The sequence below is a fragment of the Streptomyces sp. NPDC059989 genome (assembly GCF_042736975.1).
In the GTDB taxonomy this organism is placed as follows: Bacteria; Actinomycetota; Actinomycetes; order Streptomycetales; family Streptomycetaceae; genus Streptomyces.
In genome coordinates, this window is sequence record NZ_JBHWUO010000005.1 from 120,813 (window position 1) to 130,522 (window position 9,710).

The window sequence follows — 9,710 nt, forward strand, 5'->3', positions numbered from 1 at the left end:
GGCGGCGGCGGGGGGGGGGGGCGTCGGGCGGCGGGTGCCCCGGTGGTGGTGGGGGGGGCCTGTTTGTCACCGCCGGGCCCCCCCGCGGGGGATCCCCGGCGTCGGTCCGCCGACCCCCTCCGGAGGTGCCGAATGCCCATGCCCGAGAAGGCCGTGGCGGTGAAGCCGACGACAGACGGCCTGCCCTGCGCAACGGCCGGTCCGCTGTCCGCCGCGACAGCGGACCCCCTTCCAGGCCCCCTTACGGGCCCCCCGCCCGGCCCGCTGGTCGGAGCCGACTGGGTGGCGGAGCGGCTAGGGGAGCCCGGGCTGGTCCTCTTCGACGCCTCCGTCGGGCCCCACCGCGGCGCCGGCCGCCGCATACCGGGCGCCCGGCCCTTCGACCTCGACGGGGAGCTGTCCGACCACAAGGCCCCCGCCCCGCACACCATGCCCGGGCCCGCGGAGTTTACCGAGGCGATGCGGGCCCTGGGCGTGGACGACACCTCCACCGTCGTCGTCTACGACGGCGCCGGCATCTACTCCAGCGCCCGCGCCTGGTGGATGCTGCGCGCCATGGGCTTCGACCGGGCCGCCGTCCTCGATGGGGGCCTGCCCGCCTGGACCGCCGCCGCACTGCCCGTCGAGCCCACCGCCCCGGCGTACCAGGGGCCGCGCGGCTCCTTCACCGCCCGCCCCCGCGCCGGGCTCCTGGTCGACGCCGCGGCCGTCGCCACCGCCCTGGCCGACCCGGCCGCGGCCGTCCTCGACGCCCGCACCCGCGAGCGCTTCGCCGGCACGGCCCCCGAACCCCGCCCGGGCCTGCGCGGCGGCCACATGCCGGGCGCGCTCAACCTCCCCTTCGGCGAACTCCGGCGGCCCGACGGCCTGATGCGCCCGCCGGGCGAACTCCGCGCGGCCTTCGAAGCCCTGGCCGGCGCCCGCGAACGGCTCTACTTCAGCTGCGGCTCCGGAGTGACCGCCTGCGTCCTGGCCCTGGCCGCCACCCTCGCCGGATACCCCGACCCGGCGGTCTACGACGGCTCCTGGAGCGAATGGGGCCTCCCCTCGCCCCACCGCCCCGTCGTCACCGGTCCGGCTGCCCGTCCCCTTTCCTGAATTCCTCCCACAATGCCCGGCTCGCGACCGTGAAGGGATGATCGGGGCCGAGGCTGTGCGTACGCCTCGCCACCACATCCGCCATCAGTTCGAGGCCCGATGCGCGATGCCCGAGCGCCGACTGCGTACGGGCGAAGAGTTGTTGGGCCGACAGCGCGATCGGATAGTCGGGACCGAATCGCCGTCTGTATCCGTCCACGGCCCTTCTGATCGACTCGTCGGCCGCCTCGAAATTCCCCAACACGTACATCGCCCAGGCGTAGTTGTGATGGGAGCCCAAGGTGACCGTGTGATCGGGGCCGAGATACCGGACGCATTCCGGCGGCAGGGAGAGCAGTTCCCTTCCTTCCACCGAGCCGAGTTCGGAGGCGGTCAGCATGGCCAGCAGGCTGGACCGGGAGCGGAGGGTCAACGGATGTGAAGGCCCCAGCGCCTCCCGCCGGCCCCGCACGGTCGACCGGAGCAGTGCGAGGGCTTCTTCGCGTCTGCCGAGATTGGCCCATACGAGCTGAAGTCCGTGGCTGCTGTCCAGGGTGTCCGGATCGTCGGCCCCGAACAGCCGCTCCTGTTCACCGCGGACGCCCCGGAACAGCAATTCGGCTTCGCAATACCTTCCGAGCCGGAAGAGCGCCCGGCCGGCCCGGGAGCGTACGGCCAGGACGAGCCGGTGTTCCGTACCGAGGGCCTGCTCCGTGAGAGCCGCCGCCGCATGGGCGGTTTCCCATGCGCCCAGGTAGTCGCCGGTGCGGTGCAGAGCCGTGGACAGGCGCCCTGCGAGGCCGAGGACACCGGCCTTGGTCGCCGGCTCGACGGCACGGCCCAGCAGTGCGAGGACGTGCGGGGCGAGCAGCCGTAGCCGCAGGTCGTACGGTCCGGCATCGGGCAGGGCCGGGACCTCTGCGTCGAGCAGGCGGAAGGCCGTGGTGTCGAGAGCGGCGAGCCGCTCGCCGGGAGTGGCCGAGGCAACGCTGTCGAGCAGCACCCCGTGACTCTGCACGCACCGCACGCCGACATCGACCAGTTCGGTGAGCGATTGGTCGAGCAGGGCCCGAAGTGCCGTCTCGGACCGGCTGCGAGGCAGGGCCCCGCCGATCTCGGGGCGGTTCAGTACGGAGAGCGGCAGGGGTTCGGCGGCGAACCGGGCCAGCAGCCTGAGCAGGGCGGCCGCCTCGGGCAGGCCGTGTGCTTCGAACGCGTCGAGTGTCAGCTGCCAGGTCCGCCCCACCAGGTGGCGGGGGTCCTCTTCGGACAAGGCTTCAGCTCCTTGGTCGATGAGCTCGACGCGTTCCCCCTCGTCGAGCCGGCGCCCGTAGAGGTCCATCGTCCACGGGTCGAGTACTTGGTGGGAGAGGAAGCCGCCCGCGAGGGTGAGCGCGAGGGGCAGGCGCCCCAACCGGTCGGCGATCGCGGCCGCTTCCTCCAGGGTGCCGCTGTGCGGAGCGAGATCGCACAGCACCAGCGCCGCGTCGTCCCGTGGCAGCACCCCGATGTGCTGCAGTTCCGCGCCGGGCCACCAGCGCGAGGCGGCCCTGCGCGTGGTGATCGCGACGGTGCCGCGGTCACTGGTGCGCAGCCAGTTGCCGTCGCGGAGGATCTCGGGATCGTCGGCGTTGTCGAGCACCAGCAGCCAGGGCTCGGCGGAACGGTCGAGATGCTCCCAGGCGAGGTCGGCGGCCGGCCGGAGCCCGTTGCGGGCGGCCAGCAGTTCGCCGTTGCCCGCCCCCCGATCGGCCGCGACGGCAAGCATGCCGGCCCGCAGGCTCGCCCGGTCGGAGGCATTGACCCACAGCCCGACCCGGCCGGTCACGGAAGTGGCGAACCGGAACAGCGAGCAGGCCACCGCGGTCTTCCCGGAGCCGCCCATCCCGTGGAGGACGTAGACCTCGCCGCCGCGCCCGTCGGCGACGGCTGCCTGTAACCGCTCCAGCACCTCGGTGCGGTCGCGCAGCACCAGCGGTGTCCGGCCGACCGCCGGGCTGCGTACCGAATCCGGGCCGTGGAGCACTGGGTCCGTGCCGCCGTAGTGGTGGTGTTCATTGATGTACTGATCACCCGATGCCTGGTAGACGCGACCGCTGTCCTCGGCGCGGCCGTCCATCGCACCACTCATCGCCGACCGGTGGCGCGGTCGCGCGCGAATGAATTCAGCTCCGGATCCATGGCACTCCCGATTGGATGTGGCTATTTAGCTTCCGGATTTGCGGTAATAGAGTGAACAATTTAATCCTGATGGGATTTTATGTTAACACTCTGTAATGGTCAAGCGTTATTACGGCTGCTCTCCGTGTGGCAGGGGTGATGGACCGTTTCGGCGGCACGTGCCATCTGCAAGTATCCGGCTGGAAGTCGCGCGCAAGCCTTGCTCGGCGAGGGTGTCGGCCGCTACGGTTCGCCTCCACTGAGTCGAGCGTGGGGAGCGAAAACTGTGACCAGGCCGTGGGAAGCCGATCCGACAGCTGGATTCAAGAGGCGTCTCGGTAAATCGCCTCGCGAATTGGGGAACACGACTGACAATCCCGACTGCCCTGATATGTGGGAGCTGGACAACGGTGATGTCGCAATTATTGGAAGGGATCTGACCGCATCGCTCGGAAAAGTCCTGCCCGAGGGGGTGTCCATCGGGGCTGATGAGCGACTCGTGGTAATCCCAAGGAATATGATCATCGCGGCGAAGCCGGACATTCCCAATGTTTGATTCGTTCCAGGATGCGGTTTCTGAGCCTCTGGAACGTCCGAACTATCACGAGGATTTCCGTCGGTTCTACGAGGGCGGCATTCGGTTCCTGAACAAACTGGAGCGCGGGCAGCACTTCAAGGAAAGGGGCTTCCCGAGCTGGGAGGCCTTCTCCTCGGGGGAATGGGGAAGGGCGGTCTCCCTCGTCGAGGAGAAGCGTGAGGTGTATGCGCGTCAATTCGAGAAGGCTGCCCGCCTCGGCATTCTGGAGCGCCGCCTCCGCGTGGTGGAATTTCCCGTCACCCCCTATGTGCAATGGGAGCTGCATGTGCTCAGGTTGCGGGTGGAACTGGGGGACAACATCCGGGTGATGGATGCCCGCAAAATCGCGGACATCGAGAAGGTGCGCCCGGTGCCCGAGGTGGTGATCCTCGGGGACGTCGTCATGTACGAAGTGGTGTACGACAGCGACGGGAATGCGGCAGGAGCAAATCGGTTCACGAATCCGGAGCTCATCGAGGACGTATCGGCCGGATTCAACGCGCTCTATGAGCGGGGAGAGGATTTCTTCGCCTTCTTCGAGCGGGAGATAGCTCCTCTGGCTCCGCCTGTCGTCGGCTGAGGCGCTGCGCAGCGGACGACGGGGCGAGGTGGGGGCGCGGCGCGTGTGCTGCGCCCCCACCGTGCCGAGGTCCGGGGGTTAACCCCACCAGGGGTTCGGGTACCGGCACCATCGGGCGGCGGGGAGTGCGGCGGGAGGATCGGTGCATGACCTCTCACGCCACCTCAGTTCGTTTCGCCCGCACCGCCGTCGTCGCCCTCGGGGCCGGTGTGCTGCTCGCCGGCTGTTCCTTCGGGGACGGCGCGAAGAAGACGGCGACGGCCGACGCCACGGTGACCGAGGCCGTCAGCGCGGTGGAGGTGACCGGGGCACGGGCCGGGTCGATCGAGGTGACCCCGGGCTCCGGAGCCGGCGTCGCCGTCCGGCGTACGGTGCACTACCGCGGCGGCGGTGTTCCGACGCCCGGTCAGAGGGTCACCGGCGGGGTGCTGACCTTCAGCGACGGCTGCGCGGGCGACTGCTACGTCGACTACCGCCTGGAGGTGCCGGCCTCCGCCACGGTCAAGCTCGAAAGCAGCAGCGGCCGCATCACCGTGACGGGCGTGGCGGGGGCCGAGGTGGAGGCCGACTCCGGCGCGGTCACGGCCGACCGCATCGCCGGGCCGCTGAAGATCCGTACCTCGTCCGGATCGATCACCGCGGCCGCCCTCGCCGGGCCGAGCGCCCACGTCCGCTCCGACTCCGGCCATGCCCGTGTGGAGTTCAGCCGGGTGCCCGACTCCGTGGACGCCGAGACCGGCTCGGGTGACGTGAGCCTGGAGGTCCCCTCCGCCGCCTACCGGCTCGCGGTGTCCACCACGTCGGGCAGCCGCGACGTGTCCCTCCCGGAGGATCCCTCGGCTTCCTCCCTCCTCTCCGCGAAGACCACCTCGGGCGACGTACGGATCGCCGCGCAGGGCCGGTGACCGCGGGCGGGGCTTCCGCCGGGCAGGGGGGGCGGGCCGGTGCCACGCTGGGAGGGATGCCGGAGTCTCCCGGCGGCGCCCGCCACCTCGTGGAGCAGCCATGAGCCGTGCAGCGAAGCCCCGCCCGGCCCGGGGGCGGCGCACGTTCCTCGCGGTCGCCGTACTCGCCGGCGGTGCGTTGGCCGGTGCGGGGCCGGCCTCGGCGGAGGGGGCCACCGGGCCGTCCGCGCCCCCGTGCAGCCACAGCCGGCTCGTGGCGAACAGCGCCGAGCGCGTGGGGGCGGACGGGGTGCGGATCGTCGTGATCAACGAAGGCCCGGGGCCGTGCGTCCTCGAAGGCCACCCCACCCTCGCCCTCGCCGGCCAGGGTTCGCCGGACCGGAACAGGCCGCTCTCCGTGGTCCGTCAGGGCGCCGCACGGCCGGTGCGGCTGGGCGTCGGCGGCGCGGCCGAGACCCGGGTCTCGTTCACCCCGGTCCTCGGCGAGGCCGGAGGCTACTGCGCCTCCGGAGCCGAACCGTTCGTCGCGCCGTCCACGGTCGTCGGCATCGCCGGCGGCCACCTCCAACTGGGACCGGACGACGGCGGCGCGTTCGCGCTGTGCGGCACGACCGTGCGCGCCACGGCGTTCCGCGCTGCCTCCTAACCCCTCCCGACCCCCTCCCGACCCCTCCTGACTCCCTCCGGACCGGCTGTTCGCCCCGGGCGAACGGGTGTTGGGGAACATCGGGTCGCGCAGATGCATTGAGTCGGCATAGCTCAACTTCACTGCCGGAGGGAAGATCATGGCTTCGACGTCCGTAACGCTCACCCTGCCCGTGCTGCCGCTCGACGACGAGGTCGTGCTGCCTGGGATGGTCGTTCCGCTGGACCTGTCCGACGCCGAGGTGCGCGGGGCGGTCGAGGCCGCCCAGGCGGCGGTCCGCAGCGGAAAGCCCCGGGTGCTGCTCGTACCGCGGGTCGACGGGAAGTACGCCGGCACCGGTGTGCTCGGGACCGTCGAGCAGGTGGGTCGGCTCTCCGACGGGGATCCCGGAGCGCTCATCCGCGGTGTCGGCCGGGTCCGGATCGGGGCCGGGACCACCGGGCCCGGGGCGGCGCTCTGGGTCGAGGGCGAGAGCGTCGACGAACGGCTCGCCGACCCGCTGCCGGGTTCCGTGACCGAGCTCGTCAAGGAGTACAAGGCGCTCGCCACCAGCTGGCTCAAGAAGCGCGGGGCCTGGCAGGTCGTGGACCGGGTCCAGCAGATCGAGGGCGTCTCGGCGCTCGCCGACAACTCCGGCTACTCGCCCTTCCTGACCGTGGCCCAGAAGGTCGAACTGCTGGAGACCGCCGACCCCGTGGCACGGCTCAAGCTCGCCGTCACCTGGCTCCGCGACCACCTCGCCGAGCAGGACGTCGCCGAGTCCATCGCCAAGGACGTCCAGGACGGCGTCGACAAGCAGCAGCGCGAGTTCCTGCTCCGCCGCCAGCTGGAGGCCGTACGCAAGGAACTGCGCGAGCTCAACGGGGAGAAGGACGGCGAGGAGTCCGACGACTACCGCTCCCGCGTCGAGGCCGCCGACCTGCCCGAGAAGGTACGGGAGGCCGCGCTCAGGGAGGTCGAGAAGCTGGAGCGGGCCAGCGACCAGTCCCCGGAGGGCTCCTGGATCCGGACCTGGCTGGACACGGTGCTCGAACTGCCCTGGAACGAGCGGACCGAGGACGAGTACGACATCCGCGGCGCGCGGGCCGTCCTCGACGCCGAGCACGCCGGGCTCAGCGACGTGAAGGACCGCATCACCGAGTACCTCGCCGTGCGCAAGCGGCGTTCCGAGCGCGGCATGGGCGTCATCGGCGGACGCAGGGGCGGGGCCGTGCTCGCGCTGATCGGGCCTCCGGGCGTCGGAAAGACCTCTCTCGGGGAGTCCGTCGCGCACGCCATGGGGCGGAAGTTCGTCCGCGTCGCGCTCGGCGGCGTACGGGACGAGGCCGAGGTCCGCGGCCACCGCCGGACCTACGTCGGCGCGCTGCCGGGCCGCATCGTCCGCGCCATCAAGGAGGCCGGTTCGATGAACCCCGTCGTCCTCCTCGACGAGATCGACAAGGTGGGCTCCGACTTCCGCGGAGACCCGGCGGCCGCCCTGCTGGAGGTCCTGGACCCCGCGCAGAACCACACCTTCCGCGACCACTACCTGGAGGTGGAACTCGATCTGAGCGACGTCGTCTTCCTGGCCACCGCCAACGTCCTGGAGGCCATCCCGGAGGCGCTCGCCGACCGGATGGAGCTCGTCCGCCTCGACGGGTACACCGAGGACGAGAAGGTCGTGATCGCGCGGGACCACCTGCTGCCGCGCCAGCTGGAGCGCGCCGGGCTCGGCGCCGACGAGGTGGTCCTGGAGGAGGACGCCCTGCGCAGGCTGGCCGGGGAGTACACCCGCGAGGCGGGCGTGCGCACCCTGGAGCGGTCCATCGCGCGGCTGCTGCGCAAGGTGGCCTCGCAGCACGAGCTGGGGGAGCGGGAGCTGCCGTTCCGGATCGGCGCCGACGACCTGCGCGGGCTGATCGGGCGGCCGCACCACGTACCGGAGTCCGCGCAGGACCCGGCCGAACGGCGCACCGCCGTCCCCGGCGTGGCCACCGGCCTCGCGGTCACCGGCGCGGGCGGCGACGTGCTGTTCGTGGAGGCCTCGCTGGCCGACCCGGAGACCGGGGCCGCAGGGCTGACCCTCACCGGGCAGCTCGGCGACGTCATGAAGGAGTCGGCGCAGATCGCGCTCAGCTTCCTGCGCTCGCACGGCGCCGAACTGGAACTCCCGGTCGCCGACCTGAAGGACCGGGGCGTGCACATCCACTTCCCGGCGGGCGCGGTGCCCAAGGACGGCCCGAGCGCGGGCATCACAATGACGACGGCCCTCGCTTCGCTGCTCTCCGGACGGCAGGTCCGCACCGACGTGGCGATGACCGGCGAGGTCTCCCTGACCGGGCGGGTCCTGCCGATCGGCGGCGTCAAGCAGAAGCTGCTGGCCGCACACCGGGCCGGGCTGACCACCGTCATCATCCCCAAGCGCAACGAGGCCGACCTGGACGACGTCCCGGCCGAGGTGCTGGAGGGGCTGGAGGTGCACCCGGTGACGGATGTGCGCCAGGTACTGGAGCTCGCGCTGTCCCAGGCGGAGGTGACGGTAACGGCCGCCGCGTGACGGGCCCGCCGGCGGCCTGGTGGGCCCGTTTCGACAGGGCCGGGCGCGCGCTGGCCCAGGCAGAGGTGACGGCAACGCCCGCCGCGTGACCGGTCCGCCGGGCGGTGGCGGTGGCCTGGTGGGCCGGTCTCGGCGGGGCCGGGCGCGCGCCGGGGTACCTCGGCTCGCGCCCGGCCCAGGCGGCGGTGACAGTAACGCCCGCTACCTGACGGGCCGCCCGGGCGGTGGGCCGGTTTCGGCGGGGCCGGGCGCGCGCCGGGGCACCTCCTCGGGCGCCGAACGTGGCCAGGGGTCGGGGAGTGGCAGCCTTGTTGTGTTCGGCGCCCTGCGGGGGCGCCCCGCCACACACCCGGCCCCACCGAAACCGGCGGGCGGAGCGTCCCGGCGGTGCCGACGCCCCCACCAGGCCGCCACGTGACGGGCCCCGTCCACGGCCCGGGTTCCCGCTCCGGCGGGGTCCCGGGCCGGCGGCACGTCCGCTGCGAAATACTGGCCCCCACCACACTGGCCACCGAAGGAGCGGACGTGCACGCGAGCGAAGACCAGGAGTTCCTTGCCCTGGAGCGGGAGCTGTCCGTCTTCCTCCGGCGTGCCCGCGCCTCCTCCGGCGAGATGGCCCGCGCCCTCCACCCCGAGCTGGAACCCGCCGCGTACGGGCTCCTCACCCGCCTGGAGGCCGCCGGCCGTCAGCGGGCCACCGAGCTCGCCGCCTACTTCGGCGTCGGCAAGGCCACCATGAGCCGCCAGCTGCGGGCCCTGGAGGTCCTCGGCCTCGTCGCCCGCGAGCCGGACCCCGCCGACGGCCGGGCCTTCCTGGTCGGCCTCACGGAGGAGGGCCGCGAGCGCTTCCTGCGCGTACGGGACGCCCGCCGCGAGCAGTACATGCGCAAACTCGCCGACTGGGACCGAGGCGAAGTCGCCGAACTGGCCCGACTGCTGCACCAGTTGAACGCCGGCGCAGAGTAGTCCGCCCGCCTCCCGGCGCTAGCGCCGACGGGCCAGCCGGGCGCCGGGGCGCCCCCGCAGGGCCCGGAACGCGGCCGCCTCCCCACGTCAGCGCCGGCGGGGCCGGGTGTGTGCCGGGGCGCCCCCGCAGGGCCCGGAACGCGGCCGCCTCCTCACGTCAGCGCCGGTGGGGCCGGGTGTGTGCCGGGGCGCCCCCGCAGGGCCCGGAACGCGGCCGCCTCCTCACGTCAGCGCCGGTGGGGCCGGGTGTGTGCCGGGGCGCC

8 protein-coding genes are annotated in these 9,710 nt (G+C 72.6%); 7 read left to right on the plus strand and 1 reads right to left on the minus strand.

Features of this window, described 5'->3' with window-relative positions; translation table 11 throughout:
• The first annotated feature begins 138 nt into the window (after nt 1-138).
• Nucleotides 139-1,098, plus strand: coding sequence for a sulfurtransferase (locus ACFWBN_RS06610; RefSeq protein WP_385171540.1), 960 nt, complete (start codon nt 139-141; stop codon nt 1,096-1,098).
• Here the strand turns inward: ACFWBN_RS06610 and ACFWBN_RS06615 are convergent.
• The gene (locus tag ACFWBN_RS06615; protein ID WP_385171543.1) at nt 1,067-3,208 is read right to left on the minus strand and encodes a tetratricopeptide repeat protein; all 2,142 of its coding nucleotides are present in this window, start codon (nt 3,206-3,208) and stop codon (nt 1,067-1,069) included. The two genes, ACFWBN_RS06610 and ACFWBN_RS06615, sit on opposite strands and share 32 nt — an antisense overlap.
• 315 nt (nt 3,209-3,523) lie before the next feature.
• On the opposite strand from ACFWBN_RS06615, the gene ACFWBN_RS06620 reads away from it, so the two are divergent.
• The 6 genes from ACFWBN_RS06620 (at nt 3,524) to ACFWBN_RS06645 (ending at nt 9,447) form a co-directional block, all read left to right on the plus strand.
• Nucleotides 3,524-3,793 (plus strand): hypothetical protein, encoded by a 270-nt coding sequence (locus tag ACFWBN_RS06620; protein WP_385171546.1) that lies wholly within the window; start codon nt 3,524-3,526, stop codon nt 3,791-3,793.
• Nucleotides 3,786-4,394 (plus strand): DUF6879 family protein, encoded by a 609-nt coding sequence (locus ACFWBN_RS06625; protein ID WP_385171549.1) that lies wholly within the window; start codon nt 3,786-3,788, stop codon nt 4,392-4,394. The genes ACFWBN_RS06620 and ACFWBN_RS06625 overlap by 8 nt, the downstream gene beginning before the upstream one ends.
• 146 nt (nt 4,395-4,540) lie before the next feature.
• Nucleotides 4,541-5,299, plus strand: coding sequence for a DUF4097 family beta strand repeat-containing protein (locus tag ACFWBN_RS06630; RefSeq protein ID WP_385171552.1), 759 nt, complete (start codon nt 4,541-4,543; stop codon nt 5,297-5,299).
• Nucleotides 5,300-5,399: 100 nt separating this feature from the next.
• On the plus strand, nt 5,400-5,945 hold the full coding sequence (locus ACFWBN_RS06635; protein WP_385171555.1) for a DUF4232 domain-containing protein: 546 nt from the start codon (nt 5,400-5,402) through the stop codon (nt 5,943-5,945).
• A gap of 139 nt (nt 5,946-6,084) precedes the next feature.
• Nucleotides 6,085-8,481, plus strand: coding sequence for an endopeptidase La (gene lon, locus ACFWBN_RS06640; protein WP_385171558.1), 2,397 nt, complete (start codon nt 6,085-6,087; stop codon nt 8,479-8,481).
• Nucleotides 8,482-9,006: 525 nt separating this feature from the next.
• The gene (locus ACFWBN_RS06645; RefSeq protein WP_385171562.1) at nt 9,007-9,447 is read left to right on the plus strand and encodes a MarR family winged helix-turn-helix transcriptional regulator; all 441 of its coding nucleotides are present in this window, start codon (nt 9,007-9,009) and stop codon (nt 9,445-9,447) included.
• Nucleotides 9,448-9,710 lie beyond the last annotated feature (263 nt).